Origin of the sequence: Acinetobacter sp. V102_4 (assembly GCF_031799005.1) — a bacterium.
Classification (GTDB): domain Bacteria; phylum Pseudomonadota; class Gammaproteobacteria; order Pseudomonadales; family Moraxellaceae; genus Acinetobacter; species Acinetobacter calcoaceticus.
Genome location: NZ_JAVQNR010000051.1, coordinates 396,344 through 423,024, shown reverse-complemented (window position 1 = coordinate 423,024; position 26,681 = coordinate 396,344). Strand labels below are relative to the sequence as shown.

28 protein-coding genes and 1 pseudogene are annotated in these 26,681 nt (G+C 38.1%); 21 read left to right on the top strand and 8 right to left on the bottom strand.

Annotated features, from left to right (window positions below; translation table 11 throughout):
• Positions 1-5: 5 nt before the first annotated feature.
• The 6 genes and pseudogenes from sstT to RMB13_RS17765 form a co-directional block, all read right to left on the bottom strand.
• The gene (sstT, locus tag RMB13_RS17790; RefSeq protein ID WP_017390551.1) at positions 6-1,208 is read right to left on the bottom strand and encodes a serine/threonine transporter SstT; all 1,203 of its coding nucleotides are present in this window, start codon (positions 1,206-1,208) and stop codon (positions 6-8) included.
• A gap of 412 nt (positions 1,209-1,620) precedes the next feature.
• Complete coding sequence (locus tag RMB13_RS17785) at positions 1,621-1,932, bottom strand: metalloregulator ArsR/SmtB family transcription factor (protein WP_002121379.1); 312 nt, start codon at positions 1,930-1,932, stop codon at positions 1,621-1,623.
• A gap of 466 nt (positions 1,933-2,398) precedes the next feature.
• Positions 2,399-2,962 carry a TetR/AcrR family transcriptional regulator gene (locus tag RMB13_RS17780; RefSeq protein WP_003651435.1) on the bottom strand — a complete coding sequence of 188 codons (564 nt, stop codon included), beginning with the start codon at positions 2,960-2,962 and terminating at the stop codon, positions 2,399-2,401.
• Positions 2,963-3,333: 371 nt separating this feature from the next.
• Complete coding sequence (locus RMB13_RS17775; RefSeq protein ID WP_311085941.1) at positions 3,334-4,497, bottom strand: cupin domain-containing protein; 1,164 nt, start codon at positions 4,495-4,497, stop codon at positions 3,334-3,336.
• 31 nt (positions 4,498-4,528) lie between these two features.
• Positions 4,529-5,112 (bottom strand): annotated as a pseudogene (locus tag RMB13_RS17770) (Maf family protein).
• Positions 5,112-5,495: a DUF2237 family protein gene (locus RMB13_RS17765; RefSeq protein ID WP_003651438.1), complete on the bottom strand. Its 384-nt coding sequence runs from the start codon at positions 5,493-5,495 to the stop codon at positions 5,112-5,114. The pseudogene RMB13_RS17770 and the gene RMB13_RS17765 overlap by 1 nt, the downstream one beginning before the upstream one ends.
• Before the next feature lie 138 nt (positions 5,496-5,633).
• On the opposite strand from RMB13_RS17765, the gene RMB13_RS17760 reads away from it, so the two are divergent.
• The 3 genes from RMB13_RS17760 (at position 5,634) to fba (ending at position 8,350) form a co-directional block, all read left to right on the top strand.
• A complete protein-coding gene (locus tag RMB13_RS17760) occupies positions 5,634-6,821 on the top strand; it encodes a phosphoglycerate kinase (protein WP_311085940.1) in 1,188 nt (395 codons plus the stop codon).
• A gap of 124 nt (positions 6,822-6,945) precedes the next feature.
• Complete coding sequence (locus RMB13_RS17755; protein WP_005041128.1) at positions 6,946-7,191, top strand: hypothetical protein; 246 nt, start codon at positions 6,946-6,948, stop codon at positions 7,189-7,191.
• A gap of 121 nt (positions 7,192-7,312) precedes the next feature.
• Positions 7,313-8,350, top strand: coding sequence for a class II fructose-bisphosphate aldolase (fba, locus tag RMB13_RS17750; protein ID WP_003651441.1), 1,038 nt, complete (start codon positions 7,313-7,315; stop codon positions 8,348-8,350).
• Between the two features lie 119 nt (positions 8,351-8,469).
• Here the strand turns inward: fba and RMB13_RS17745 are convergent, their stop codons facing one another.
• Both RMB13_RS17745 and RMB13_RS17740 read right to left on the bottom strand, forming a co-directional pair.
• Complete coding sequence (locus RMB13_RS17745; protein ID WP_005041126.1) at positions 8,470-9,780, bottom strand: peptidylprolyl isomerase; 1,311 nt, start codon at positions 9,778-9,780, stop codon at positions 8,470-8,472.
• Positions 9,780-12,218 carry an LPS-assembly protein LptD gene (locus tag RMB13_RS17740; RefSeq protein ID WP_311085939.1) on the bottom strand — a complete coding sequence of 813 codons (2,439 nt, stop codon included), beginning with the start codon at positions 12,216-12,218 and terminating at the stop codon, positions 9,780-9,782. Before RMB13_RS17740 ends, RMB13_RS17745 begins: the two co-directional genes overlap by 1 nt.
• Positions 12,219-12,338: 120 nt before the next feature.
• Between RMB13_RS17740 and RMB13_RS17735 the strand changes: the two genes are divergently transcribed.
• From RMB13_RS17735 to gspK, 18 genes are all read left to right on the top strand, one after another.
• Positions 12,339-13,352, top strand: a complete 1,014-nt coding sequence (locus RMB13_RS17735; protein WP_205469366.1) for an aminoglycoside phosphotransferase family protein — start codon at positions 12,339-12,341, stop codon at positions 13,350-13,352.
• Positions 13,352-14,041, top strand: a complete 690-nt coding sequence (gene murU / locus RMB13_RS17730; RefSeq protein ID WP_311085938.1) for an N-acetylmuramate alpha-1-phosphate uridylyltransferase MurU — start codon at positions 13,352-13,354, stop codon at positions 14,039-14,041. The genes RMB13_RS17735 and murU overlap by 1 nt, the downstream gene beginning before the upstream one ends.
• A gap of 87 nt (positions 14,042-14,128) precedes the next feature.
• Positions 14,129-14,761 (top strand): 16S rRNA (guanine(527)-N(7))-methyltransferase RsmG, encoded by a 633-nt coding sequence (rsmG, locus tag RMB13_RS17725; protein ID WP_311085937.1) that lies wholly within the window; start codon positions 14,129-14,131, stop codon positions 14,759-14,761.
• A 21-nt stretch (positions 14,762-14,782) separates the two neighbouring features.
• A complete protein-coding gene (locus tag RMB13_RS17720) occupies positions 14,783-15,565 on the top strand; it encodes a ParA family protein (protein WP_003651453.1) in 783 nt (260 codons plus the stop codon).
• Entirely contained in the window at positions 15,562-16,449 is an 888-nt protein-coding gene (locus tag RMB13_RS17715; RefSeq protein ID WP_016138313.1) for a ParB/RepB/Spo0J family partition protein, read from the top strand. The genes RMB13_RS17720 and RMB13_RS17715 overlap by 4 nt, the downstream gene beginning before the upstream one ends.
• 50 nt (positions 16,450-16,499) lie before the next feature.
• Complete coding sequence (locus RMB13_RS17710; RefSeq protein WP_005041113.1) at positions 16,500-17,135, top strand: MotA/TolQ/ExbB proton channel family protein; 636 nt, start codon at positions 16,500-16,502, stop codon at positions 17,133-17,135.
• Between the two features lie 14 nt (positions 17,136-17,149).
• Positions 17,150-17,578 carry a biopolymer transporter ExbD gene (locus RMB13_RS17705; RefSeq protein WP_004642621.1) on the top strand — a complete coding sequence of 143 codons (429 nt, stop codon included), beginning with the start codon at positions 17,150-17,152 and terminating at the stop codon, positions 17,576-17,578.
• On the top strand, positions 17,575-19,302 hold the full coding sequence (msbA, locus tag RMB13_RS17700; protein ID WP_311085936.1) for a lipid A export permease/ATP-binding protein MsbA: 1,728 nt from the start codon (positions 17,575-17,577) through the stop codon (positions 19,300-19,302). The genes RMB13_RS17705 and msbA overlap by 4 nt, the downstream gene beginning before the upstream one ends.
• Before the next feature lie 2 nt (positions 19,303-19,304).
• Positions 19,305-20,315: a tetraacyldisaccharide 4'-kinase gene (gene lpxK, locus RMB13_RS17695; RefSeq protein ID WP_017390560.1), complete on the top strand. Its 1,011-nt coding sequence runs from the start codon at positions 19,305-19,307 to the stop codon at positions 20,313-20,315.
• Positions 20,316-20,324: 9 nt separating this feature from the next.
• The gene (gene kdsB, locus RMB13_RS17690; RefSeq protein ID WP_017390561.1) at positions 20,325-21,086 is read left to right on the top strand and encodes a 3-deoxy-manno-octulosonate cytidylyltransferase; all 762 of its coding nucleotides are present in this window, start codon (positions 20,325-20,327) and stop codon (positions 21,084-21,086) included.
• Between the two features lie 13 nt (positions 21,087-21,099).
• Positions 21,100-22,080: a DNA polymerase III subunit delta' gene (locus RMB13_RS17685; RefSeq protein ID WP_132070103.1), complete on the top strand. Its 981-nt coding sequence runs from the start codon at positions 21,100-21,102 to the stop codon at positions 22,078-22,080.
• Positions 22,081-22,090: 10 nt separating this feature from the next.
• Positions 22,091-22,432, top strand: coding sequence for a PilZ domain-containing protein (locus RMB13_RS17680; RefSeq protein ID WP_003651467.1), 342 nt, complete (start codon positions 22,091-22,093; stop codon positions 22,430-22,432).
• Positions 22,433-22,449: 17 nt separating this feature from the next.
• Complete coding sequence (locus RMB13_RS17675; RefSeq protein WP_281833497.1) at positions 22,450-23,223, top strand: TatD family hydrolase; 774 nt, start codon at positions 22,450-22,452, stop codon at positions 23,221-23,223.
• A 36-nt stretch (positions 23,224-23,259) separates the two neighbouring features.
• Entirely contained in the window at positions 23,260-23,868 is a 609-nt protein-coding gene (locus RMB13_RS17670) for a TetR/AcrR family transcriptional regulator (RefSeq protein ID WP_004642629.1), read from the top strand.
• Positions 23,869-23,877: 9 nt separating this feature from the next.
• Positions 23,878-24,432, top strand: a complete 555-nt coding sequence (locus RMB13_RS17665) for a type II secretion system protein (RefSeq protein ID WP_004642630.1) — start codon at positions 23,878-23,880, stop codon at positions 24,430-24,432.
• Positions 24,422-24,802, top strand: a complete 381-nt coding sequence (gene gspI, locus RMB13_RS17660) for a type II secretion system minor pseudopilin GspI (RefSeq protein ID WP_004792732.1) — start codon at positions 24,422-24,424, stop codon at positions 24,800-24,802. Before RMB13_RS17665 ends, gspI begins: the two co-directional genes overlap by 11 nt.
• A complete protein-coding gene (gene gspJ, locus RMB13_RS17655) occupies positions 24,802-25,617 on the top strand; it encodes a type II secretion system minor pseudopilin GspJ (protein WP_311085935.1) in 816 nt (271 codons plus the stop codon). Before gspI ends, gspJ begins: the two co-directional genes overlap by 1 nt.
• Complete coding sequence (gspK, locus tag RMB13_RS17650; protein WP_132070095.1) at positions 25,617-26,576, top strand: type II secretion system minor pseudopilin GspK; 960 nt, start codon at positions 25,617-25,619, stop codon at positions 26,574-26,576. Before gspJ ends, gspK begins: the two co-directional genes overlap by 1 nt.
• Positions 26,577-26,681: the final 105 nt, after the last annotated feature.

Here is a 26,681-nt window from a genome sequence, read left to right as displayed (position 1 = left end):
TTTGTTTAGGAAGTTTGTTTAGAACGAATATCTACAGCTGCGGTAAATAAAACGTCCGTAGAAGAGTTAAGAGCTGTTTCTGTAGAGTCTTGCAATACACTGATAATCATACCAATAGCCACTACTTGCATAGCAATTTCAGTTGAAATGCCAAATAAACTACAAGCTACTGGAATTAGAAGTAAAGAACCACCAGCTACACCAGAAGCACCGCAAGCTGAAATTGTAGCAACAACTGATAAGATGAGCATTGTTGCAAAATCAACATGAATTCCAAGCGTATGTACAGTTGCTAGTGTGAGTACAGTAATTGTCACTGCTGCACCAGCCATATTTACTGTCGCACCTAATGGAATAGAGACGCTTGCTGTTGATGGATTAACGCCTAAGCGCTCTGCCAGATCTAAGTTAACAGGAATATTGGCTGCTGAGCTTCGTGTAAAGAAAGCAGTAATCCCACTTTCTTTAAGACATTTAAATACGAGAGGGTATGGATTCCCACGTATAGTAAGTGCAACAAGAATTGGATTGATAACTAAAGCAACAAAGAACATCGTACCTAACAGTACTACTAATAATTGCGCATAACTTTCAAGCGTTGCGAGACCAGCATCTGCAAAAGTCACTGCAACCAAACCGAAAATACCGACAGGTGCAAAAGCAATTACTTTATGAATAATAGCACTAACAGCATGTGCAACATCCTGCATGACTTGTTTTGTGGTGTCTGAGCTATGGCGCATCGCTAAACCAAGGCCAATTGCCCACGCTAAAATACCAATAAAGTTTGCTTCACTAATGGCTTGAACAGGGTTGGCAATAAAGCTTAAAAGCAAGTTTTTCAGAATGTCAGCTAAACTTCCTGGTACTTGCAAATCATTGTGCGAAACAGTGTTGAGGAATAAAGTACTAGGAAAAGAAAGACTAACAATCACAGCTGTGAAAGCAGCAAGCAACATACCTACCACATATAAAATCATGATTGGACGTAAATTCGCACTATGACCCACCTGAAAGTTGGCAATAGAAGAAAGTACTAATACAAATACTAAAATAGGGGCAACAGACTTTAATGCTTTAATAAAAAGCTCACCAAATAAACTTAAATATGGCGTAATGTCTGGAAATAGTAATGCAACGCCAATACCTAAAATAATGGCGATAATAATCTTGGCTACCAAGCTTAATCGAGAAAGGAATTCAAGCATATAAAGACCTTATTAACCTATTCATGGCTAAAGGTTGAACAAGCGGAGTATTTTATACTTAAGTTATGGGAATCTTAAGCTTTTTTATGCAAACTAGAGGTTTTTATAGTAGGTGGTAATATTAAGTCATTGTTTTAGTTTTGGTTAATTTTTAATTTTAACTTTTTTTATTGGAGGCTTTGCTTGTTAATTGTTCATCAAGAAAACGAATTATATCAAAAAGCGGTGAAAGTGCCGAAAGAACTCAAAAAGAAATGAATTGATAACAAAATAAATGGTATCGGTGAGGCTTTGGAAAAGCTACGCGAATTTTCAAAACTTTGTGCTTGGACTAAACTCTAAGCTTTCAAGCTGAAAAATCGCATATTTCAGGAAGTTACTAATATTATTATAAATTTATAATTTAAAGATATTATTTACTTGCACAGTACAGTTGGTGAAGTGTATTTAAAATTGAATGCATATTGTCATCCTTAATAGAATAAAAAATTTGCTTACCATCACGACGAGTTGATACAACATCACTTTTACGTAACATCATAAGTTGTTGTGAAAGAGTGGGCTGTGTAATTTGGGTCTTCTCTTCAATCTGTGAGACATTTAGCTCCTCGTAAGCTAAGTGACATAAAATTAATAAACGATCTGTATTAGCCAAAGATTTTAGAATTCCCACGACTGAATCAGCCGCATTTTTCATTTCTTCAATTTGGAGTCCATCTTTCATACTTTATACCTATATCAATATAGCGGGCATAGTATAGATTGATCTTGCAGAAATGAATGTAGCAAAACTAATCAATCCAATTGTTTTTGTTGAAAAGCAATATAAGGGGAACTGATAAATAAGTAGTATTTTTAATTAAAAACAGTTGTTTGTATTTATTTTGTGTTTAAAGTGTTGCATTGTGTTATAAGTTTAATTGTTAAGTATAAGTGAATTGAAGCCAGCATCAAATAAGCCTTATTTCATTCCGATAAATAGTTAAATCTAATTTATCTTTGAATGAAACAAAAAAAATGATTGAGTTTTTATTTTTTAAATATATAATCTGTTTTGTACAGACAGGTCTGTATATTTTGGTTTAGTAAGGTCGAAAAAAACGTCTAATTTTGAACCAAAATGACTTTCAGACGCAGCGTGATAGATAAGAAGAATATTAATATAAGAAGAAGAATGTCACGCTTTATTTTTAAGCAGCTCTTTCAAAGTCGATTAATTTTTCAACTCGATTCCAATAATCATAAATTTTTATTGAGCCATGCTCGACCTGAGCTTGAATGGTCATACCTTCCAATATATTAACGAGTAGTAAAGATAAAGGACCTGGTTCTTTTACATCATATTGGTTAAGAAGGTTTTGCATGAGTTGAGTCAACCAAGCTTTATACAAAGTGGCAGGTTGATGCGTTGACGGATATTGTTTTAAAACCTCTTCCAAAGCTTTTTGAAACATACAGCCATTAAAGTCTTCACTATTAAACCAGTCGGAATACCATAAAAATACTGCTTTAATTCTCGCAAGAGGGTCTAACTCATCATGTTTTGATAAGGCCGAGGTAAGAGAGTTCTGTAAAAGCGTGTTTCGTAGAAGTAGACATTCTTCAATTAATTTTTCTTTTGATGGAAAATGCTTGTAGAAAGTCATTTTTGCAACGCCAGATTCATTAATGATGCGATCCACACCTATAGAATTGTAGCTATACGAGTTAAAAAGTCTTAATGCGGTGTTAATAATGTCATCTTTCTTCGACATATTTTTAGCCTCTCACAAATGAATTGCTATTAGCTTGTGAACTGTGATCTGTATTAATGAGAATCTGGATCTTTAATTTTACAAGGTATTGTTTGTTATTGATAGAAAAAAGATATTATTTTTTTAAACTGTAACGTTTAAATTTTAAGGAAAAAGTAAGTAAGAAATGTGCCGTTTTTTTAATCATAAAGCTTTTCTATTTTTAATTCTCAATTCAAGATTTCTTTAAAGTTTAATAATCTTAACCACGCACTATTTAAGACTTTTTAGATAAATTTAACGAATAATAATTGAATGTATTTTTGAGTTTGCTTGCTAATTTAAAAAGTAGGTTTTCCACTTTCATGAAAAACCTACTTTTATTAAAGCATTTACTCTGCAGGGGGTAAAAGCATCAGAATAGATTCATTTAATAAGTGAGCAACGTTTTCTAGTGTCTCGTCATCATTAAATTGGCTATCAAATGGCAGGCTCTCTCCATTGGCAATCGCTTTTAATTTTTGCTTAAAGGGTTCAGCTATAAATAGAACTTCACCATTTCCCCAAAAGTTTAGGGTTCCGTTTTGTTCTGTATAAAGTAGTCGAGAGGCTGGCTCTAAAAGAACTTCGTATCCTTCGTGTAAAATTTCTTTCAAGTCATCGGCTTCGATTTCATCAGCTTCTGGAATATTATCTGGATATTTAGGTTCACTCATATAAGACATAATAGCGGCATCAAGTGCTGATGAATCTTTTAATTGAGCTAAAACTAAGTCTTTTAAGTGGCTCAGTTCAGTTGCGTTAATTTCACCAATTTGGCTAATCTGTTTGCGCGTAATATCTACAACAGGATTTTGTAGGAGTGTGTTTGCTGAAAATTGATCACTAATACGTTCCATCATTCCTGCAACGTTTGGCATGCGAAAGCCAAATGAGAAAGTTAAGCAATCATCTTCGGCAACGCCATAATGTGCCATTCCAGGCGGAACGTATAGTAAATCACCTGGTGCTAGAACTTCATCAAACTGCACGTCTATTTCTGGTAAAAGTTTTAATGGTTGATTAGGTACGAATGCAGTATTTACATCGCACATTTGTCCTAATTGCCAACGTCTGTGTCCGTGACCTTGAACTAGAAACACATCATAAAAATCAAAATGTTTTCCAACCGAACCACCTTTAGGTGCATAAGACACCATAATATCGTCACGGCGCCATTGAGGAATAAAAGGAAATTTTTTCCAAAGCTCAGAAAGGTCAAAAGAGTAGTGGTCTACTGCCTGTACTAAAAGCGTCCATAATTTTGGTAGCTTTTGAAAGTCACCTTTGGTTAGAGGTGAAGACTTGACGTGCCATTCATTTGGATTTCTATCTTTTTGGCGAATGAGTCGGGCACTTGCATGTTCTTCCAAAGCAAGTTCTTGCACATCTTGCTGTTCTAAAAGACCTACAATCTCTGGTAATCCGTTACGTACCAGCAAAGGTTTTTTCTGCCAATATTCTGCTAAAAATTGTTCGGCAGTAATACCGCCTAAAACTGCTAAAGGTTCTGTCATGGAAATAACCTATTTATAAAAATATCTAAAATTAAGGAATTTGTAGGCCAAGCTGCCTTAAAATATGGCAAAGTTGAATCATGGGTAAACCCATAAGAGTCGTCTGGTCTTGGCCTGTCATTTTTTCGAACAAACTAATTCCTAAACTTTCACACTTAAAGCTACCAGCACAATGGAGTGGTTGATCTAATGCAATATATCGTTCAATTTCGGCTTGATTCAAGGTTCGGAATTTAACTTGATAATGTTCAACAAGCGTTTGTTCAAAATTCCTGTCAAGCCATTGCACGCTGAGTGCGGTACTGAAGTAGACAGTTCGACCTGAGTTTTCTGCTAACTGTAATTTGGCATTTTCAATGGTCATCGGTAGTCATTGGGAGCATGTTCTCGCCATGCGACTTGATCGGAACCAATAATAATTGCATGCGGGTTTTGTGTAGCAATTACTTGGGCTTTTGTGAAAGCCAACCTTTTTGCAAGTTCATCCGCATGGATCTCATCCCGAGGGCTCTCATCAATATCTGGACTAACACAGATATAGTTCATCCCTAAGCGATCCATTAAGGCTTTGCGCGTTTGACTGCTTGATGCCAAAATAATTTGTGGCTGTACCATTACACTGCAAATTCCATTAAAACATCTAAAGGCACATAGCTTAATACAGCTTGATGACATGCATGTATTTTAATGGGAGGAGCTTGACCTGCTTGATAAGCTTCTACCCAACGAGTTACACAGATACACCAGAAATCACCGGGCTTTAGGCCAGGGAAATCTACTTCTGGTAAAGGGGTAATAAGATCATTCCCAATTTTTTGTGAAAAATTTAAGAAATCAGAGGTCATTTGCGCACATACAGTATGCTGACCAAGGTCTGTGACTGCTGTGTGGCAAAAGCCATTTCTAAAATAGCCAGTAATAGGGTCGAAACAACAACTTGCTAAAGGTTCCCCTAAAACATTTAAACGATTGATTTGTGGATCTGGATGAATAGACATAATGGATGAAATATCAAATGACTATCTCTATCATAATCAAAACTCGGGCTTTCTACAGCTTTTATGCAAAAAAACTAACCTTTTTTGATGTAATCATTTAAAATTGGCGCGTTTTTAAAATCATAAAGAGAGCTTTACATGAATTTTCAGCGTATGACTGACCTTAACTTAACAGGTAAACGCGTCCTTATTCGTGAAGATTTAAACGTTCCTGTCAAAAATGGTGTGATTACTAGCGATGCTCGCTTGCGCGCAGCATTACCAACTATTAAAGCTGCTTTAGAAAAAGGTGCAGCTGTGATGGTGTTTTCGCATCTAGGTCGTCCTGTTGAAGGTGAACCAAAGCCAGAACAATCGCTTGCGCCAGTTGCTGCTTATTTAACAGAAGTATTGGGCCAAGAAGTTAGATTGTTAACAGATTACCTAGATGGCGTAGAAGTTGAAGCTGGTCAAGTCGTACTGCTTGAGAATGTGCGCTTTAACCATGGTGAAAAGAAAAATAATCCAGACCTTGCACAAAAATATGCTGCATTATGCGATGTATTTGTTATGGATGCATTTGGTACTGCTCACCGTGCAGAAGCATCTACTGAAGGTGTAGCTCGTTTTGCTCCTGTTGCAGCGGCTGGTCCTTTATTGGCAGCTGAATTAGATGCACTTGGCCGTGCAATGCAAACTCCTGAAAAACCAATGGTTGCAATTGTTGCTGGTTCTAAAGTTTCAACTAAACTTGATGTTTTAAACTCACTTTCTAGTATTTGTGATCAACTTATTGTTGGTGGCGGTATTGCAAATACATTCTTGGCTGCTGCTGGTTTTAATGTTGGTAAATCATTATACGAAGCTGACTTGGTTGAAACTGCAAAACAAATTGCTGCGAAAGTAAGTGTTCCACTACCTACAGATGTTGTGGTTGCCGATGCGTCGCAAATTAATTTTGAAGATTTCTTAGGTTCGTTAGCAGCAGCGCAAGCAGTTGTGAAGAAAGTAGAAGATGTAACATCAAACGATATGATTTTAGATGTTGGTCCGGAAACAGCTAAAGCATTTGCAAATATTTTAACAACATCAAAAACGATTCTTTGGAATGGTCCTGTAGGCGTATTTGAAGTTGATCAGTTTGGTGAGGGTACTAAAGCACTTTCTTTAGCTGTTGCACAATCTGCTGGTTTCTCGATCGCTGGTGGCGGAGATACTTTAGCTGCGATTGATAAATATAACGTTGCTGATCAAATTGGTTATATTTCTACAGGTGGTGGTGCGTTCCTTGAGTTTGTTGAAGGGAAGACTTTGCCAGCAGTTGCGGTTTTACTTGAGCGTGCTTAATACTGTTATATAAAAATAAGAAGGGATTGGGTTACCAGTCCCTTTTTTCATGGATAGGTCATTAAACTGTCATATATCTGCAATAAAATAGCGAGCATTAAATCACCAACTGTGGACAATAGTGATGAATTTAAAGCTTACATTTGCTGCTTTGTTAATTGTACCGATGATGTTGACTGCTTGTGCTAAGAAAGATGAGGCATCTCAGGCTGGACAAGAATCGGCAGCTTCTACTGCTGTTTCTGAAAAAGTAACACCTGAGCAACAAGCAGCAATTGATGCGATTGATAAGCCAGTTTTAGATGAAAAGAATACCGATGTGGTTGAAGGTAGTGCACCAAGTGAGGCTGCTGCTTCAGAAACACATTAATTTGTTGTTTTTTGTTAAAAAATCCCTGCATATGCGGGGATTTTTTTTGAAATACTGTGATTTGTTGCTGAATTGAAATAAATGAAAGGGTAGAATAACCCGCACTACCTGGGAGGATATTATGGCACTCATTTCAATGCGCCAGCTCTTGGATCACGCTGCTGAACATAACTACGGCGTACCAGCATTTAACGTAAATAACTTAGAACAAATGCGCGCAATCATGCTTGCCGCGGATGCAACCAATTCACCTGTAATTGTTCAAGCATCAGCTGGAGCTCGCAAATATGCAGGCGCTCCATTCTTACGCCATCTTATTTTGGCTGCAATTGAAGAATGGCCACATATTCCAGTGGTAATGCACCAAGACCATGGTACAAGCCCTGATATTTGTCAGCGTTCAATTCAGCTTGGCTTTAGCTCAGTGATGATGGACGGTTCATTAGGTGTGGATGGTAAAACACCTACATCTTACGAATACAATGTTGATGTAACTCGTAATGTTGTTGCTTTGGCACATGCATGTGGTGTTTCTGTCGAAGGTGAGATTGGCTGTTTAGGTAGCCTTGAAACTGGTATGGCAGGCGAAGAAGATGGTGTTGGTGCAGAAGGTGTACTTGACCATTCTCAACTTCTAACTTCTGTTGAAGAAGCGACTCAGTTCGTTGCTGATACAAATGTTGATGCACTAGCAATTGCAGTTGGTACTTCACACGGTGCGTATAAATTTACGCGTCCACCTACAGGCGATATCTTGGCAATTGACCGCATTAAAGAAATTCATGCGGCATTACCAAATACTCACCTTGTAATGCATGGTTCGAGTTCTGTTCCGCAAGAATGGTTAAAGGTAATCAATGAGTTCGGCGGTAATATCGGCGAAACTTATGGTGTGCCTGTTGAGCAGCTTGTAGAAGCAATTAAACACGGTGTACGTAAAATCAATATTGATACTGATTTACGCTTAGCTTCAACGGGTGCGATTCGTCAGTTTATGGCTGAGAATCCATCTGAGTTTGATCCACGCAAATACTTTGCTAAAACAGTTGATACAATGAAGCAAATTTGTATCGATCGTTACGAAGCGTTTGGTACAGCTGGAAATGCTGACAAGATCCGCCCAATTTCTTTAGAGAAAATGGTTGATCGTTATAAATAATTCCCGTTAGGGTTTAATTTATAGAAACCGGTTATTTATATAACCGGTTTTTTTATTAGTTAAATTTTATTCATAAAAAAACCTGTGATAAACACAGGTTTTGATGACGATAAAAGAACTTATTTCTGTAAGTTTTTTTTGTCTAGACTTGGATCTTTGATTTCTACATATGCATTTGCACGTACTTCACGCAACCAGCTATCGATTTCAGTGTTAAATTGGCGTTCACCTAAAATTTGACGTGCCATACGCTCTTGATATTCGTGAGTCATATCTTTTTCACGTTTTTCAGTTACTTGCAAGATATGCCAACCGAATTGGGTCTGGAACGGTTCGCTGATTTCACCTACAGGAATTTCCTGCATTTTCTTATCAAATTCAGGCACCATCATGCCTGGAGTTACCCAACCTAAGCTACCGCCATCACGCGCTGAACCTGTATCATTAGAATAGGTAGCTGCAAGTGTTGCAAAATCATCGCCAGCTTTTAAGCGTTTATAGATGTTGTCAATAATTTGCTTGGCATTTTCAAGGCTGACCACTTCAGAGGGTTGAATGAGAATGTGGCGAGTTTGAAATTGAGGTACTAAAGCTTTTTGCTCATTTTGTTTACGCTCAATAAGCTTTAAAACATGTACACCATCACGTACTGAAATTAAGTCAGTTGTTTGGCCGTCTTGTAATGGAGTAATACGTGCTGCAAGTTCAGCAGGAATGTCTGAAAGTGGGCGGAACCCCATGTCAGCACCATCAACTTTTACATTTGCAGTTGAAAGTTTTTTCAATGCGTTTATATCATTACTTTGTGCAAGCTTTGAACGTACTTCTTGAGCCACAGATTGAACTTCCTGTGGATTATCACCAGCAATACGCATATGAATTACATGTGCTTGGTTGCCTAAAGCAGCTTGTCCCTGAGGTGATTTTAAGAAGTTTTCTACATCTTGATCACTAATTTTAATACGAGACATGACTTGTTGTTGGCGCAAACGACTAATTGCTAAATCTTCAGCGATTCGACCGCGTAAACTTTCATAAGTCCCTGGTGCCATAGCATCTAACTTTTGCTGGAAGGCTTCTAAACTTTTAGTTCCAGATTGACTTGCTACTTTTAATACAGCTTCATTTAAGCTTTTTTCATCAGGTTTGATACCATATTTCTTAACTTGCTCAAGTTGTGCCTGACGCAAGATGAGTTGATCTAACACCTGAAATTGTAAATATTGCTGAGGTGGAACCTCTTTTTTTTGTGCTTGTAGTTCGTGAGCAGCTTCTGCCATCCCTTGTTGAAGATCGCTTTTTAAAATTACGCTATTGTCCACAATTGCCACAACTTCATCAGCGGGTTGGGCAAAACTATGCATTGATGAAGAGATTAGGGCAGCAAGGGTAGTTGCTTTAAAAAACTGTTTAAGATGCTTTGTCTTCATTAACGTTGTGTCCAAGATTGATTAATTTTGTTAAAACCTAAAACGCGATTTTCAAGTAAAGACGCGAGTTTATTGTTTAAACCACCTAAACCTTTTAGTGTAATTTCGGCCATAATGGCGCGTTTTTCACTAACATCTGGAGATTTTGGATCATCTAGGTCGTTGTAGTATGAGCGGCCATAGACTGAAATACCCCAGCAACATGATTCATAGTTAACGCCTAATAAAAGTTCACGCGCAACATCGTTATCCATGTCGTATTGTACGTGGCCCATAATACGCCAATTGTCTTTAATTGGTTGTATAAACGATGCAACAACCTGATCGTAGGTATCTTGACGGCCTGCAATATCTTTACGATAGAAATAGCCTAAGTTATATAGATTTCCTTTATCTCCAGTATAATAAACCTGAAAATCACGCTGAGCGTTGTCACCATTCGACATCCATGCTGAGTTGGCTGCGATAGTGAAGTTTTGATTTAACTGGCTTGTTAAACTTACAACCGGACCAGTATTGCGTTCGGTATCAATCTCGTCTTGTTGCTTTAATGTCACACGACGATCTTCAAAATAATAACTTTGACCAACACTTGCACGTAAACGTTCTAAGCCTACTGTGTCAAAAAGACTGTAGCTTACGCCAAGTGATAGAAAGTTGTTGTCTTCAAGACGGTCATGTCCGTAGAAGCGGTAAGGGTTAAATAATTGATCGTAACTTACTGATGCTGAAGTTGAGTCAAAGTTTGGATAGTTGTCTTGGTTTTTGTATGGAGCATATGCATAAAATGCACGAGGGGTAAGCGTTTGTAAGTACTTGCCCTCACGTTCAAAATTCAGTCCAGTATCTAACGTAAATTGAGGTACAACTACTGATTTATTTTCAGAACCGCCATCTAAACCTTGAGATGCAATACTGTCTTTATCGTAGAATGTTTGAATAGAACGTACGGAAACTTCGGGGATCACAAATGCTGCTGGTGTGCGATAGTTGTAGCGTGTTGCAAACTGGTTATAGATACGTGTACCACTACTTTCCTGAGCAGAATCATCAGTAATTGATTTCTTGAAGTATGCAGTATCGTTATTGAATTCGTATTGTAAGCCTAATGGATTGCCTGTGACATAATTCAATAAGAATTGTGGTAAACGCGCATAAGGCTTATCAACATCCGCAATTTCCGGATCAAGTGTCTGGAAATCTTCGACTTTAAGCTGAGCTTTTAAACCCGGAATGCCATGTTGGTAGTTAAGTTCCCATGCTCTACGTAAGTTTAGGTCTGTTTTAGAGTTGGGACTGCTATCTAAATCTGAAAAATAGTCTTTATCTGAAGCGTAGTTATATTCGAGATTAGTTGACCATTGATCGTTTATATCCCAGTTATGTAAGAAATGGAAATCTTTGCGATCTTTATCATCGTATTCTTTGTCAGATGGCAACATGCCACCCCACATTTCACCCGCACCAAAACCATCGGTTAAATATCTAAAGTCACCTTTTAGCATTGCACCGCGGTCTGCTAAATAACGCGGAGTCAGTGTTAGATCATAGTTAGGTGCAAGGTTTAAATAAACTGGAACAGAAAGCTCAATACCACCATCGTTTGAGAAACCAAACTGTGGGTTGAGAATACCTGTAGTTCGGCGATCATCAATCGGGAAGTTAAAGTAAGGAACTGCTAGAACAGGAACGTCTTTAACATACAGTTTTGTTCCGCGAGTTACACCACGCCCAGTTTTCTGATTTAACTCAATTTTATTTGCCTGAATTTTCCAACCCGGTTTTTGGCCTGGTGGGCAAGTCGTATAGGTTGCATCGTTAAGAACCATGACATTTGGCGATGTTCTTTCGATTTTTCCTGCATGACCATGGGCATGTTGTTGTTCAGAAATATAAAAACTATTTTCTAAATTACCAGTCTGGTTTTTTAGGTTGTAATTAATTTCGTCACTCTGTGAAAGTAATCCGCCTTGAGCGAGTTGTACTCGGCCTTGTGCATGTGCAAAGGTTTGGGTCTTATCAATCGTAACCTTGTCAGCACGAACCGTGCGTCCTTCCTGATCAATAACCACGTCGCCTTCTAAAACAGAGTCACCGGCAGGATTATAATGTCCATAATTTGCCGTAACGACAGAAGTCGTTTTGTCGGCATCTAGTGCTTTGGTATTCGGGTTAATCGGTGTAACCCATGTACCCTGGCAAAATGCCGAGCTTAAATATTTATTGTCACGAAGCTGTGCCTCAGGTGCCGATTTATCAACATAATACTGTTGAAAGAATTCTTGACCCGGGTAGGCTTCTTTGATGCTCGCTTTAAGTTGATTATTGTCTATATTGGAGACAACATCAGCTGACTCAGCATAACTTGATTGTATGGAGCCACATAAGAGCGTAAAAATAGCTGTCGCTAAAGGATTAAATTTAAACTGATGCTTCATTGTCTCATTAACCAAGTATGCTAATTCACAATTAATTATTGTCGCATCATAGAGAAAAAGTTTATAAGTGGCTACACTTAACCCTTCAAAAATCTCAGCTTGTTTTAGATTTTATTGCAAATGAATACACAACGTGAACAATTGATATATACATGGCTTACATCTGTTCTTGAAAATGATCAATTTAAGATCGCTTTTTTGGCAGGTGATGCAAGCTTCCGCCGTTATGCGCGTATCCAGTTACAAAATAAAACGTATATGCTCATGGATGCCCCTCCAGAAAAAGAAGACTGTGTTCCGTTTGTGACCATTGACGAATTTTTTGCAGGCCATGGTGTACGCGTCCCTCAGATCGTCGCGAAAGATTTAGCTCAGGGTTTTCTGTTATTAGAAGATTTTGGTGATGTGCTGTTGTCGACATTATTAAATGATGAAACAGTCGATAAGTATTATGAACAAAGCTTTAAACAGCTGATTCATTTGCAGTCTGTGAATGGTCAGGAGCAATTTCCAGCATACTCCTATGAGAAATTGTTAACTGAAATGAAGCTGTTGACTGACTGGATGCTGCCATCTTTGCAGATTACTCCGAGTGTGGAACAGCAACAGGTGATTGATGATGCTTTCGATGTGTTAGCAAAAACTGCATTGGCTCAGCCGCAAGTGATTGTACATCGTGATTTTCACAGTCGTAATTTGATGAAGATTGCAAATGAACCAGAGCTTGGGGTTATTGATTTTCAGGATGCCGTGATTGGTGCGGATACTTATGACCTAATTTCGATTACTCGCGATGCTTATGTTCAGTGGAATGCAGAGCGTGTTTACCAATGGTTTAGAGTCTTTTATGACTTATTACCTGAGTCTGCCAAGCAGAACCGTAGTTTTGAACAGTTCAAACGTGATGCAGATTTAATGGCTATTCAGCGTCATATTAAAATTTTGGGCATCTTTGTGCGTCTGTTTGAGCGCGATGGTAAATCAGGTTATTTAAAAGATTTACCACGTGTAATGTGGTATTTGATCGAAGAAAGCCGTGGTTATGCTGAACTTGATGAGTTTATGTTGTTCATAAATGACATAGTTATGCCGAAGTTTATCGAGAAATATGGTAACTACGAGGTAGCAGCATAATGAAAGCAATGATTCTTGCCGCTGGTTTGGGTAATCGTATGCGTCCACTTACGCTATATACACCAAAGCCTTTGCTTGAGGTAGGTGGTAAGGCGCTTATTGTGTGGCATATTGAAAAACTTAAGAAAATTGGTGTGACCGAAATCGTCATCAATTCTGCATGGTTGGCCGACAAGCTCATCGGTAGCTTAGGCGATGGCTCTCAATTTGGTGTTGATATACGTTGGACACGAGAGAATGAGGGGCTAGAAACAGCTGGTGGAATTATTAATGCTTTACCACTGCTTGGAACAGATCCGTTTATTCTGGTGAATGGAGATGTATGGACCACCATGGATTTTGACGTTCTACGCCATATTAAGCTAAATGATGATTTAGCACATCTTGTGTTGGTTGATAATCCTAAACAGCATCCTGAAGGCGATTTTACATTATTGGATGGACGCGCTTTTACATTCGATCAACATGTGAAAGGTGAGAACCTCACTTTTAGTGGTGTGTCTGTTATCCATCCTAAGCTTTTTGATGGATTGGAACCTGGTAAACGTCCTTTAGCTCCATTGTTGAAGCAAGCGATGCAGAACCAAAAAATATCTGGTGAAAAACTTAAAGGTGCATGGGTAGATGTGGGAACGCCTGAGCGTTTAATGGAGCTAGATTTGCAAATTCGTGAAGGCTTCTACGATTAACTGTGTAATCCCTAATCGTTAACTAGTGTTCCACGATGCATAAATGGGTATACTTTGTTTTAAATTTTACTTAGATGTTATCTGTTTATGCATCCGTTTTTTCAAGAGTTACAACAGGGTAGTCAAAAATTAGGTTTATCGCTTAGCGATGAAGCTTTGGCATTATTGTTAAAGTATCAAGATGCTTTGGTACTTTGGAATAAAGCATATAATCTGACAGCAATTCGTGATCCGAAAGAAATGTTAGTGAAGCATTTGTTGGATAGTCTAAGTATTTTAAATGACTTACCTGAAGGTAGACTGCTTGATGTGGGTACAGGTGGTGGTATGCCTGGCATGATTATTGCTCTTTGTCAGCCACAACGCCAATGTGTTCTTTTAGATTCTAATGGTAAAAAAATTCGTTTTTTGAAGCAATTTATTGCTGATCTTAAATTGAGTAATGTTGTGGCAGTACAAACACGGGTTGAGAATCAAGATACAATTGATGAGCTTGGCCAGTTTGACGTCATAACAAGTCGAGCTTTTGCTTCTTTAACGGACTTTGTAGATGCGGCTCAGCCATACCTTCATCAGAGCACTATAATCGCAGCGATGAAAGGTGTAGTGCCAGTTGATGAAATTGAGCAGCTCAAGCAGGACTTTTCATGTAAAGTGATTGAACTGCGCGTACCAAGACTTGATGAACAACGTCATTTACTTTTACTTCAACGTATCTAAATAAAAAGTATTAAGGTTACCATGGCTCAAATTATTGCGATTGCAAACCAAAAGGGTGGTGTTGGTAAAACAACGACTGCAGTAAATCTTGCAGCGTCTCTAGCTGTATTAAAAAAACGTGTATTACTTGTAGATATGGACTCACAAGGTAATGCTACGATGGGGTCTGGTATTCAGAAGAATGATCTTTTGTATTCAATTACAGATGTTCTTCTTGGCGAAGTTCCAATTGAAACAGCCATTCAAAAAGCTGAAGTTGGGTATAAAGTTTTAGGCTCTAACCGTGAGCTTTCAGGTGTAGAGCTTGCTATTGCAGAGCAAGAAGGTCGTGAATTCATTCTAAAAAATGCTTTGAATGAAATCAGAAACTCATTTGACTATATCATTGTAGATTGCGCGCCAAGCTTGAGCTTGATTACTGTCAATGCTTTGGCAGCTGTAGATAGTGTAATTATTCCAATGCAATGCGAATATTATGCGCTAGAGGGTTTAGCTGATTTAACTCAGACCATTGATCGTATTCAAAAAGCACTCAATCCTGATTTAGAAATTATTGGTGTATTACGTACGATGTACGATGCACGAAATGCTTTAACACGTGATGTGTCGGCAGAGCTAGAGCAATATTTCGGCAAAAAACTTTATGATACTGTTGTTCCACGAAATGTTCGCTTAGCAGAAGCACCAGCACATGGTTTACCTGTTATCTATTTCGAAAAAAGTTCTAAAGGTGCAGTTGCATATTTAAATCTTGCAGCTGAGATGTTAAAGAGAAGTAAAGTGAAGAAAGGAAGTAAAGTATGAGCATCAAAAAACGCGGATTGGCTAAAGGACGTGGTTTAGATGCATTACTTGGTTCAATTCAAAAAGAAAAACTACAACTTGAAGCACAGGCGTTAGACCACGGACAGTTAAAACAAGTTGATGTGAATTTACTAAAACGTGGTGAATATCAACCACGTCGTTTTATTCATGAGCATGATTTACAAGAGTTGGCATCGTCTATTGAAAAACATGGGGTGATGCAGCCTATTGTCATCCGTCCAGTTGATGATGAAGCTCATCCATTTGAAATCATTGCGGGTGAACGTCGTTGGCGTGCAGCACAAATTGCGGGCTTAACTGAAATTCCAGCAATTGTTCGAGATTTGAATGATCAGGTTGCGATTGCTTTAGCGTTAATTGAAAACATTCAACGTCAAGACTTAAATCCAATTGATCAAGCAATCGCTTTACAGCGCTTTCATGATGAATTTGGTCTAAGTCATCAGGAAATTGCTGACACGGTAGGGAAAGCACGTACTACTGTGAGTAATTTATTGCGATTATTGAGTTTAGCTGATGACATTAAAGATTTCATGCAGCAAGGCCAGCTTGATATGGGGCATGCTCGAGCAATTTTGACATTGAAAGGTAAAGATCAATTAGAAGTTGCTAAAATTGTAATTGAGAAAGGATTGTCAGTTCGTCAAACAGAGCAATTGGTGCGTGATAGAAGTGAGCCTAAGCAGGAGAAAGAAAAAGCGCCTGTAGCACCAGATATTGAGCAATTGACACAAAAATTATCAGAGCGTTTTGGCGCTAATGTAAAAATTGATCATAACCAAAAGGGTAAAGGTAAACTTGTTATTCATTATCATACCTTGGATGAGTTAGATGGCATTTTAAATATTTGTTTGCCAGAATAATTTGCAGTTGGGTCATGTATTTCTAATTTTATATTCTTGGGGAAGAACATATGTGGGAACTTGTGAGAGCGGGTGGCTGGTTGATGCTGCCTTTAATTCTATGCTCGATTTTAACTGTTGCGATCAGTATTGAGCGTTTTGTTCGGTTAAGACGTTCACAAGTTCTACCCGAAGCATTAAGCGGTAAAGGCTCTTTAAGAGCTGAAGATATCGTGGAAAGTTTAGAACAAAATGTAGAAGCGCAAAGTAGCGCATTGGGGCACATTTTAAAAGCAGGTTTTGAGCATCGCGAGCATGGTGAGCAATTTGCTCGTGCGCAGATGGAAGTAGCAGCTTCTCAAGAAATTTCTTATTTGGAAAAAAATATTAATTTTTTGGGCACTCTAAGTGCTGTAGCGCCACTGTTAGGGTTGCTTGGTACTGTAGTGGGAATTATTGAGTCATTTCTTGTTATTGATTTTGGATCGGCTGGTAGTCCAAGTTTAATGATCCCTGGTATCTCTAAAGCATTAATAACCACAGCTGTAGGAATGTTGATTGCAATTCCTGCTTTAATTGCTTATCGCTACTTTCAAAGAGTAGTGCAAGATTATATTGCCGAATTAGAACAGCAATCGACCTTATTTCATGCCTCATTGTTCTATAAGCGTTCTTCGTCTGTAGCTGAACACCGCCGTGTTGGTTAGGAGGTGAAAGCCAGATGAAATTTAAACGTTCTCAGGTTGAAGACATTCATATCAACTTAACGCCTATGATTGACTGTTTGCTGTTCATTTTGGTTTTTTTATTGCTGTCGACCACTTTTAATCAGCCAAGTCGCATCAATCTAACATTACCAGATGCACAAGGTGTTCCACCAAAACAGTACGATCATAAAATTGAAGTCGTGGTAGACTCTGCTGGTCATTATGCTGTGAATGGTCAAGCACTTTCGTCTAAAGAGGTTGCTGATCTGAGTACTGCGATTAAGCAAGTTGCTCAAGAGCACCGTGATTTTATGTTCATCATTGCTGCGGATGCCAAAGCGTCTCATCAGGATGTAATTCGCGTTATGGATGTGGCAGGACAACTCGGTTTTGTTAACATCAATATTAGTACCAAAGTTCCTTCTAGAGGTTTTTCTGAGTGAATCAAGATTTTAAGGTTTATACGCGTCTCATAGCCTATTTAAAACCTTATTGGGGCGTGGCCTTATTAGTACTTATCGGGTTCGGTATTAACTCAGCAACAGAAGTTTCCGTTGCTAAATTGATTAAATTTATTATTGATGCAATCCAAAACAACAGTAGAGCTGATTTGGATTGGTTCCCGTTATTAATTATTTTATTAGTATTCTTTCGCGGCTTAGGCCTATTTATGGGCGGCTACTATACTGCGGTGATTTCACGCAGTTTGGTTTTTAGTATTCGCCAGGAAGTTTATGCGAAACTTTTAAAACTCCCAGCACAATATTACTTAGATAATTCATCTGGTCATATTACTGCCAAAATTATGTATAACGTTGAACAGCTTACGGCTGCTTCTTCTGAGTCATTGAGAACCATCGTTAGGGATGGGATGATTACTCTCGGATTATTAGGCTATCTGTTTTATACCAATTGGCGTCTTACTTTATGTATTTTTGTATTTTTACCTGTAATTGGGGTCTTAGTACGTAAAGCTTCGAAACGAATGCGTAAACTTTCATTACAGGTACAAGATACTATGGGTGATGTGAACCACGTCGTCCAGGAAAGTATTAATGGTAATGCTGTTGTAAAAAGTTTTGCTGGTGAAGAATCTGAACAAAAACGTTTCTATAAGTCATCGGAGGAGAACTTAAAACGCGGCTTAAAAATGGTAATTGTACAAAACCTGAATAGTCCAGTTGTTCAGGTGGTAATGGCTTGTGCAATGGCCCTTATTGTATGGTTAGCTTTACGACCTCAGATTCTGGGTACTACAAGTGCTGGTGAATTTGTAGCTTACCTTACAGCAGCTGGCCTGTTAGCAAAACCAGTTAAAAGTTTGACTGATGTTAATGAAAAATTACAACGTGGTTTAGCAGCAGCTCATTCTGTTTTTGAATTACTAGATTTACCTGAAGAGCAGAATAGTGGTCAACTGAAACCTAAATTAAATGGGGCAATTCGTTTTGATCATGTGACATTGAATTATGCTGATGGCGTAGCAGCTATTAAAGATTTTTCTTTAGATATCCGTCCAGGTCAAACTGTGGCATTGGTTGGTCGTTCAGGGGCGGGTAAAAGTTCATTAGTCAATATGTTGGTACGTTTTCAAGAAGTATCGAGTGGGCAAATTTATTTAGATGATTTGCCAATTAATGATATTGAACTTTCTTGTCTGCGCACACAAATTGCAATGGTAAATCAACAAGTTATATTGTTTAACCGTACTGTTCGTGAAAATATCGCATATGGTCAGTTGGAAGGCGCATCAGATGAAGAAATCTATGCAGCGGCCAAAGCAGCCTATGCACATGACTTCATTATGAATTTACCAAACGGTTATGACACTGTTTTAGGGGCACAAGGCCTAAACCTATCAGGTGGTCAGCGTCAGCGAATTGCAATTGCTCGAGCAATTTTAAAGAATGCTCCAATTTTAATTTTAGATGAAGCTACAAGTGCTCTCGATAATGAATCTGAACATTTTATTCAGCAAGCATTTGATGAAGCAATACAAGATCGCACAACAATTGTTATTGCTCACCGGTTGTCAACAATTGAAAATGCTGATCGTATTGTAGTGATGGATCAAGGGGAAATTGTTGAGCAAGGTACTCATCAAGAACTTCTTGAAAAACATGGTGCTTATTATCAATTACATCAGCGTAATTTTGAGGATAACTAAGCATGTCATTGGCCCAGCTGATCCAGAATGCATGGAATAAGCAATCGAGTTGGTTGATTGCTTTACGTCCATTATCTTGTTTGTATCGTGCTGGGTTTCTATTAAATCGTAATTTTTATATTGCTGGTTTAAAGAAAGTCTATAAAGCACCTGTACCTGTCATGGTGATTGGCAATATTACGGTGGGTGGCAGCGGAAAAACTCCATTATTAATACAACTGGTGAATTATCTACAACAGCATAATGTCAAAGTTGGGGTAATTAGTCGGGGGTATGGTGGTACTGGTCCTTTTCCAATGTTGGTTACTTCGGGTGCTCAAGCAACCCAGGTCGGAGATGAGCCTGCATTAATTGTTCAATCGACGAGTGTACCAATGGCGGTGGGTCCTAATAGGCAGGCTGCAATAGAGCTCTTGATTGCATCAACACCACTAGATTTAATTATTAGTGATGATGGCTTACAGCATTGGGCATTGGGGCGACAAATCGAGTGGATTGTACTCGACCAAAATCGAGGCTTAGGAAATCAAAAATTATTACCTGAAGGATATTTGAGAGAGCCAGTTGAACGTTTAGAAACTGGAACAGTAATTGAACATGCGTATAAACCAGCTACAGAATTAAATATGCATCTTGAGACTGGACAGCCATATTTACTCAATCCTTCGCCAAGGGTCGAACACAGTTTTAATCCTCAAAGTAATTATCATGCTGTAGTGGGTATTGGTTTTCCACAGCGTTTTTATCAAACACTTAAAGATTTAGGCTTGAAACAATTTCAAGAACATGCGTTTCGTGACCATCATGATTACACAATCAATGATTTAATTTTTAATGATGAACTGCCACTTATTACAACTGAAAAAGATGCAGTTAAATTATTACCATTGCTTGAAAAAAATCCGGAATTTAAACAGCCTATTTGGGTTGTTCCTGTTAAAGCTATCCTGTCTATAGAGTGTTATCAGGTTTTAAAGCAGCAACTGCAGCAACTTGATATCCAATTATCTTAGGAAGAAAAAATGAAACACATCGTCATTCCAGCACGCTTCTCAAGTTCGCGTTTGCCAGGTAAACCATTGTTGCTTATTCATGACCGTCCTATGATTTTACGTGTGGTGGATCAAGCAAAAAAAGTCGAAGGTTTTGATGATCTATGTGTGGCGACAGATGATGAGCGTATTGCTGAGATTTGCCGTGCAGATGGTGTGGATGTTGTTCTCACGAGTCCTGATCACCCGTCAGGAACAGACCGATTAAGCGAAGTTGCTCGTATTAAGGGGTGGGCAGCAGATGATATTATTGTGAATGTTCAGGGGGATGAACCTTTATTGCCAGCTCAACTTGTTCAACAAGTTGCAAAACTCTTGGTTGATAAACCAAATTGTTCAATGTCTACATTATGTGAGCCTATTCATACCTTAGATGAATTTCAGCGCGATAGCATTGTAAAAGTAGTCATGTCTAAGCAAAATGAAGCATTGTATTTTAGCCGGGCAACCATTCCGTACGACCGTGATGGGGCTGCGCAAGCAGAGCCAAGTTTACATAACCAAGCATTTCGCCATTTAGGTTTATATGCCTATCGAGTGAGCTTATTGCAAGAATATGTGACTTGGGATATGGGTAAGCTTGAAAAGTTAGAAAGTCTTGAACAGTTACGTGTTTTAGAAAATGGACATCGCATTGCGATTGCTGTTGCTCAAGCAAATTTACCTCCTGGTGTAGACACTCAAGCTGATCTTGATCGCTTAAATAAAATGCCTGTCGAATCTTTTGAATAAGCGTTAATTTTTAATGAATCCGAATGTAACCTCAAAGGTTTATCCTTGGCAAAAAACAACATGGGATACCTTAACAACAAGGTTTCCCAATATTGGACATGGCCTATTATTTTATGGCAAGCAAGGCTGTGGGAAACATGCTTTTGCTAAGCATTTTTTGGCATGGGTGCTTTGTCTTAATAAGCAGCCTCATGGCGCTTGTGGTGAGTGTAGCAGCTGTCAATGGTTAAAATCAGACACTCATCCCAATTATGTCCACATCACAACAGATGAAGAAAATAAAAAGCAGAATGCAAAAATAAAAATCGAAAAGATCCGAGATTTACTGCCTTTCGTGCAACAAACGGGAGAAGGCTGGCGCGTTATTCTTATTGAGCCTGCTGAGGCTCTTAACTTGGCGTCATCGAATGCGCTACTAAAAACTTTAGAAGAACCCGGTGAACGTGTTGTTTTAATTTTATTGGCCGATCACTACCTTAAATTACCAGCCACTATTCGTAGCCGATTGCAGCATTTTGCTTTAGATCGTATTTCATATGAACAGGCTACTTCATATTTGGATGAGCATTTATCTGAACTTGCAGAAGTACAACCTGATTTATTACTTGGTCTATCTAATGATATGCCTTTGCAAGCAATAGAAATTGCAAAAAGTGATTGGTTTGCTAAACGACAGATTTTCTTAAATGACTGGCTAAAAATTGTAGCTCAAAAAAATATGCCTCTATTTTTCTCAGGAAAATGGCAAAAAGAATTAAGTTTTAATGATTTTATCGTACTTTTTGAATACTTGTTGGGAGATTTAATTTGTGTCAAGCTAAATCAGCCACAAAAAAATACTGATTTAGATTTTGATCAATTAATTCCATATTACGATTTAGAAAGCTTATTTAATATTTATAGTGAATTACAACAAGCAAAAAAGCTTGTTGAGCAAAATGTACAAAGTCAACTTATTATAGATCAATTATTTATAACGTTAATGAATATTTAAGGGGAAGATTATGCAGCCGCAAATGGGGGGGATTATTCAGGTAAATATTCCTGATAGAGCTACTTTGCAAGCAAGCTATATGGGATATGTGCAAGGTGGAGGCCTATTTGTGCCATCAAAACAAAAGGTAAAGATGGGGCAAGAAATTTTCATTTTAGCTACTTTACCTGAGCAGTCTCAAAAAATTCCTCTCACTGGTAAGGTGATTTGGATATCGCACAAGCAAAGTGGATTTAAACCTCAAGGTTTTGCTATTCAATTAAGTGGAGATAAGGGAATTTACTATAAAGCTGAGGCAGAAAGAGTTTTGGCTGGTAGTATGTCTCTAGATCGTCCAAGTTATACCATGTAATCAAATAGGATAGAACAGTGTTTGTTGATACGCATTGCCATTTAACGATGTTAGATTTAACGCCTTATAACGGTGATCTGGACCTTGCGCTCGCTGCAGCGCGAGCAGAAGGAGTGTCTAAATTTATGGCAATTTCCGTTGATCTTGATGACCATATTGCACTAGCAGAAATTGCAAATAGGCATGAAGATGTTGGTTATACGGTAGGTGTGCATCCTTGTGAAGATGTAGATACGATGGCACGTGCAACGACCGAGCACTTGATTGAATTAGCTCAGTCGGAAAAAGTATGGGCTCTGGGTGAAACTGGACTGGACTATTATCACAGTACAGATTTTATTGAAGAGCAAAAGGCATGTTTTGCAAGACATATCCAAGCTTCGAAAATTGTAAAAAAACCAGTCGTAGTTCATACGCGTTCAGCAAAGCATGATACGGTAGATATTATCCGTGCTGAACATTCCACGCATGGAATTCTGCATTGTTTTACTGAAGATTGGGAAACAGCTAAGGCTGTACTGGATTGCGGTTATTACATTTCTTTTTCAGGTATTGTGTCATTCAAAAATGCACAAGACTTGCGTGATGTGGCTAAACAAGTTCCGCTAGATCGACTTTTAATTGAAACAGATAGTCCTTATTTAGCACCTGTTCCGTACCGCGGTAAAACAAATGAACCAAAATATGTGCCTCATGTAGCCAAAGCGCTCAGTGATGTATATGATAAATCGGTTGAGGAAATTGCAATGATCACCTCACAAAATTTTGAGAACTTGCTAAAAGCGATTTAAGTTATAGAAACTATATAAGAGAGTAATTGCGTGAAGATGGATCGTCAGGCTCAGTTCCGAGCAAGAGAAGTATTAATATTTCAGGTTGCGGAGCAATTATTGCTAGAAAATGGCGAAGCCGGAATGACACTTGATGTCTTGGCTGCGGAGCTTGATTTAGCAAAAGGAACTTTGTACAAACACTTTCAAAGTAAAGATGAATTGTACATGCTATTGATTATTCGTAATGAACGTATGTTACTAGAAATGGTTCAAGATACTGAAAAGGCCTTTCCAGAACATTTGGCCTTTTTCATGTTGCATCATTTACATCATCCTGAGCGGACAGTTTTATTTCATCAAATTGAGGAAAAACTTTCGATTACAGCTCAAGGCGTACATCACCTTTTTAATGAACTTTATCAGGTGCGTAAACAGCGATTACGAATTATTATTCGCATGACAGATCACTATTTAGAATCTATTCAAAGCAATATGCCTACTCGAGATTATTTGGCATCTATTTGGTCATTAACTCATGGTGCAGCAGCTATTCTTAACTCAAGTTTTTACCAACGGTATTTAGGTTCAAGGGACACGTTAAGAGTGGCTTATATTGATCAGGCATTAGCCTTACCTAAACAAGCTGTTGAACAATATGCTTAATAGGTCGATATGAAATCTCCATCACCATCTAAATCACAAAAAGGTTTTACCCTCATTGAAGTGATGGTGGTGATTGTTATTATGACGATTATGACCTCTCTGGTTGTACTCAACATAGGTGGGGTTGACCAAAAGAAAGCGATGCAAGCAAGAGAGTTATTTTTGCTTGATGTACATAAAATTGGTAAAGAGTCACTTGATCAGTCTCGTGTTTTAGCTTTATCTACTCTGAGTGAAACTGACGTTTCTCCATTTTCTTATGAGCTGTATGAATACCACGATCAGAGTAAATTACAGGTCCAAGATTTAAAAAACCGTTGGCAGAAATACCCAGAATTTACTACGCGTCAATTGCCTAAACATGTATCGTTTACAGTACAACCTCTAGATGGTCAAACCTATTCAAAAGCTACGAATACAGATTTAGTTGGCGGGCAGGCTCCGCAGTTAATCTGGTTTGGAAATGGTGAAGCTAAAACAGTTAAAATACAGTTTTACTTTGAACAAAAACCAATTGGTTCAGAAATACAAATTGATCATTTGGGTAAAATAAATGAAATCTAAAGGCTTTACTCTATTAGAAGTAATGGTAGCTTTAGCAATTTTTGCGGTAGCTGCCGTCGCATTAACTAAAGTGGCCATGCAATATACCCAATCTACCTCAAATGCAATTCTTAGAACAAAAGCTCAGTTTGTGGCAATGAATGAAGTTGCTTTAATGGAGATAAATCAAGAATGGCTTCAAGGTACTCAAAGTAAGCAAGTTACTTCTCAAGGTGAAACTTGGCAGATTGATAAATCTGCTGAATCTACAGTCAGCCCGAATGTTCAGAAAGTAGATTTACAAATTAGCTTATATGATTCTGATAAAGGAAAAGTTCAAAATGGTATTACCCATTTGGTGTTTTTTAATTATCCAATGAAAGCAAAATAATGATAAAAAATAAATATTTTTGCTCTCGAAGCACAGCTTCACGTCTTGCAGCACGATCGGAGCAGATGATGAGGGGTTACTCCGAGCAAAGCTCTTCGTCTTGCGCTCAGACAAAGCTTCGCTTTAAAGACTCTCACACTCGAAACACAGTTTCTCGTCTTACGGCACGGTCGAGCAGTGCTCGATTAACTCGTGCCTCAGGATTTACTTTAGTTGAGCTTTTAGTCGCAATTGCAATTTTTGCTGTTTTATCTTTGTTAGGTTGGAAGATTTTTGATTATTTATTAAAAGTCCGTGATCGTAATGCTCAACATGAAGTGCAGCTATTTGAATTACAAGATGCGTATCAACAAGTTTTGCGAGATACATTACAAATTATACCGTTATCGGCAAATCAAGGGGGGCAGCTTCATCCAGCATTAGAACTTGATAATCAAGTTCTTCGCTTTAGTAAGGCTGGTGTTACTGATCCTTTAAAACAAGGGTTATCACCTTTTGAGCGTATTGAATATCGATATGATCCTGATCAAAAAAAGCTTTATCGTCTTAAATATAGCAATTTAAATACTTCAAACAGAGAGCAACCTTTATCTAGCACTTTGTTGAGTCAAGTTGAACAGTTTCAAATTATGGTGCTTACGCCACAAGAAGTGACAAAGTGGCCAGAAATTAATATTGATCCCACAAAGCCAGAAGAGTTTAGAAAACTGCCGAAAGGAATAAAAATACAACTCACAGTTGCTGGTGTAAGTTATGAGTGGATTTATAGCTTAAACCAAGGGAATTCATCGCTCTCCAAACAAGGAGGAGCATAATGTTGCACTATAAAAAGAGCCAGCAAGGTGTAGCTTTGCTCACAATTTTGATTATGGTTGCATTGGCTACAATTTTAGCTGCCTCTATTGCAAAGCATCAAACCAATACGATGGAAAACACTGGTTATTTAATGCGTCAAAATCAGTCATTATTATATGCCAAAAGTGCAGAAGCTTTTTTTTCTGAGTTATTAATTCAAGATGCAAACAATGCAGGTGGCGTTGATCATTTAAAGGAAACATGGGCACAGCCAATGCCACCTTTTCCAATAGAAGATGGATCTGTATCAGGGCGTTTAATCGACGAGTCAGGCAAATTTAACTTAAACAATTTAACAACCAATGAAGGTAAGGTAAATGAAGCTGCCAAAAACTGGTTTGAGCGCTTACTTGTACGTGTAGGCTTGCCAGCAGAGTTAAGTCAAGCAGTTATCGATTGGCAAGATCCAGATGAAGAACCATCTGGACCTATGGGAGCAGAAAGTAGCTATTATGAAGGCCTTGATCCTAGCTATTTAGCTTCAAACGCTAAATTTCATCGCATTGAAGAGTTGAAATTAGTAAGAGGTTTTGATGGCAAGAAATATGATTTAATCGCACCGTATATTTCTGCATTACCTGAAAATACAAAAGTGAATATTAATACTGCTTCTCCATTAGTCTTAGCGAGTATTGATGAAAAATTAGATGTAGGGGCGGTAGAAAAAGAACTTCAAATGCGCCAACAAAATTTAAAATTCTTTCAAAATGTTGATGAATTATGGCAATTGAATGCTTTTTCAACAGTCGATACTCAAAAGAGAACTGAGGTGAATAGCCTGTTAGATGTAAAGTCGAGTTTTTTTCAAGCACAAATTGAGGTAGTGCTTAATAATAGAAAAAGACAATTTACAAGTGCACTCATGCGTAATGATAAGCAGGTTTATGTTTATTCTAGAAATATGTCACCATTTAACTAGTTGAAAAATTGTAATTTATTTGTTTGGGTCATATCGTTGAAAAGTCGTTTTTATGAATTTCTCTAATCGACATAATAGAATAAATATAAATTTTCCATATGCTTA

Bases quoted from the DNA above. Each gene is read 5' to 3' on its own strand.
- sstT (WP_017390551.1), bottom strand. From the start codon at position 1,208: ATGCTTGAATTCCTTTCTCGATTAAGCTTGGTAGCCAAGATTATTATC.
- RMB13_RS17785 (WP_002121379.1), bottom strand. From the start codon at position 1,932: ATGAAAGATGGACTCCAAATTGAAGAAATGAAAAATGCGGCTGATTCA.
- RMB13_RS17780 (WP_003651435.1), bottom strand. From the start codon at position 2,962: ATGTCGAAGAAAGATGACATTATTAACACCGCATTAAGACTTTTTAAC.
- RMB13_RS17775 (WP_311085941.1), bottom strand. From the start codon at position 4,497: ATGACAGAACCTTTAGCAGTTTTAGGCGGTATTACTGCCGAACAATTT.
- RMB13_RS17765 (WP_003651438.1), bottom strand. From the start codon at position 5,495: ATGTCTATTCATCCAGATCCACAAATCAATCGTTTAAATGTTTTAGGG.
- RMB13_RS17760 (WP_311085940.1), top strand. From the start codon at position 5,634: ATGAATTTTCAGCGTATGACTGACCTTAACTTAACAGGTAAACGCGTC.
- RMB13_RS17755 (WP_005041128.1), top strand. From the start codon at position 6,946: ATGAATTTAAAGCTTACATTTGCTGCTTTGTTAATTGTACCGATGATG.
- fba (WP_003651441.1), top strand. From the start codon at position 7,313: ATGGCACTCATTTCAATGCGCCAGCTCTTGGATCACGCTGCTGAACAT.
- RMB13_RS17745 (WP_005041126.1), bottom strand. From the start codon at position 9,780: ATGAAGACAAAGCATCTTAAACAGTTTTTTAAAGCAACTACCCTTGCT.
- RMB13_RS17740 (WP_311085939.1), bottom strand. From the start codon at position 12,218: ATGAAGCATCAGTTTAAATTTAATCCTTTAGCGACAGCTATTTTTACG.
- RMB13_RS17735 (WP_205469366.1), top strand. From the start codon at position 12,339: ATGAATACACAACGTGAACAATTGATATATACATGGCTTACATCTGTT.
- murU (WP_311085938.1), top strand. From the start codon at position 13,352: ATGAAAGCAATGATTCTTGCCGCTGGTTTGGGTAATCGTATGCGTCCA.
- rsmG (WP_311085937.1), top strand. From the start codon at position 14,129: ATGCATCCGTTTTTTCAAGAGTTACAACAGGGTAGTCAAAAATTAGGT.
- RMB13_RS17720 (WP_003651453.1), top strand. From the start codon at position 14,783: ATGGCTCAAATTATTGCGATTGCAAACCAAAAGGGTGGTGTTGGTAAA.
- RMB13_RS17715 (WP_016138313.1), top strand. From the start codon at position 15,562: ATGAGCATCAAAAAACGCGGATTGGCTAAAGGACGTGGTTTAGATGCA.
- RMB13_RS17710 (WP_005041113.1), top strand. From the start codon at position 16,500: ATGTGGGAACTTGTGAGAGCGGGTGGCTGGTTGATGCTGCCTTTAATT.
- RMB13_RS17705 (WP_004642621.1), top strand. From the start codon at position 17,150: ATGAAATTTAAACGTTCTCAGGTTGAAGACATTCATATCAACTTAACG.
- lpxK (WP_017390560.1), top strand. From the start codon at position 19,305: ATGTCATTGGCCCAGCTGATCCAGAATGCATGGAATAAGCAATCGAGT.
- kdsB (WP_017390561.1), top strand. From the start codon at position 20,325: ATGAAACACATCGTCATTCCAGCACGCTTCTCAAGTTCGCGTTTGCCA.
- RMB13_RS17685 (WP_132070103.1), top strand. From the start codon at position 21,100: ATGAATCCGAATGTAACCTCAAAGGTTTATCCTTGGCAAAAAACAACA.
- RMB13_RS17680 (WP_003651467.1), top strand. From the start codon at position 22,091: ATGCAGCCGCAAATGGGGGGGATTATTCAGGTAAATATTCCTGATAGA.
- RMB13_RS17670 (WP_004642629.1), top strand. From the start codon at position 23,260: ATGGATCGTCAGGCTCAGTTCCGAGCAAGAGAAGTATTAATATTTCAG.
- RMB13_RS17665 (WP_004642630.1), top strand. From the start codon at position 23,878: ATGAAATCTCCATCACCATCTAAATCACAAAAAGGTTTTACCCTCATT.
- gspI (WP_004792732.1), top strand. From the start codon at position 24,422: ATGAAATCTAAAGGCTTTACTCTATTAGAAGTAATGGTAGCTTTAGCA.
- gspJ (WP_311085935.1), top strand. From the start codon at position 24,802: ATGATAAAAAATAAATATTTTTGCTCTCGAAGCACAGCTTCACGTCTT.
- gspK (WP_132070095.1), top strand. From the start codon at position 25,617: ATGTTGCACTATAAAAAGAGCCAGCAAGGTGTAGCTTTGCTCACAATT.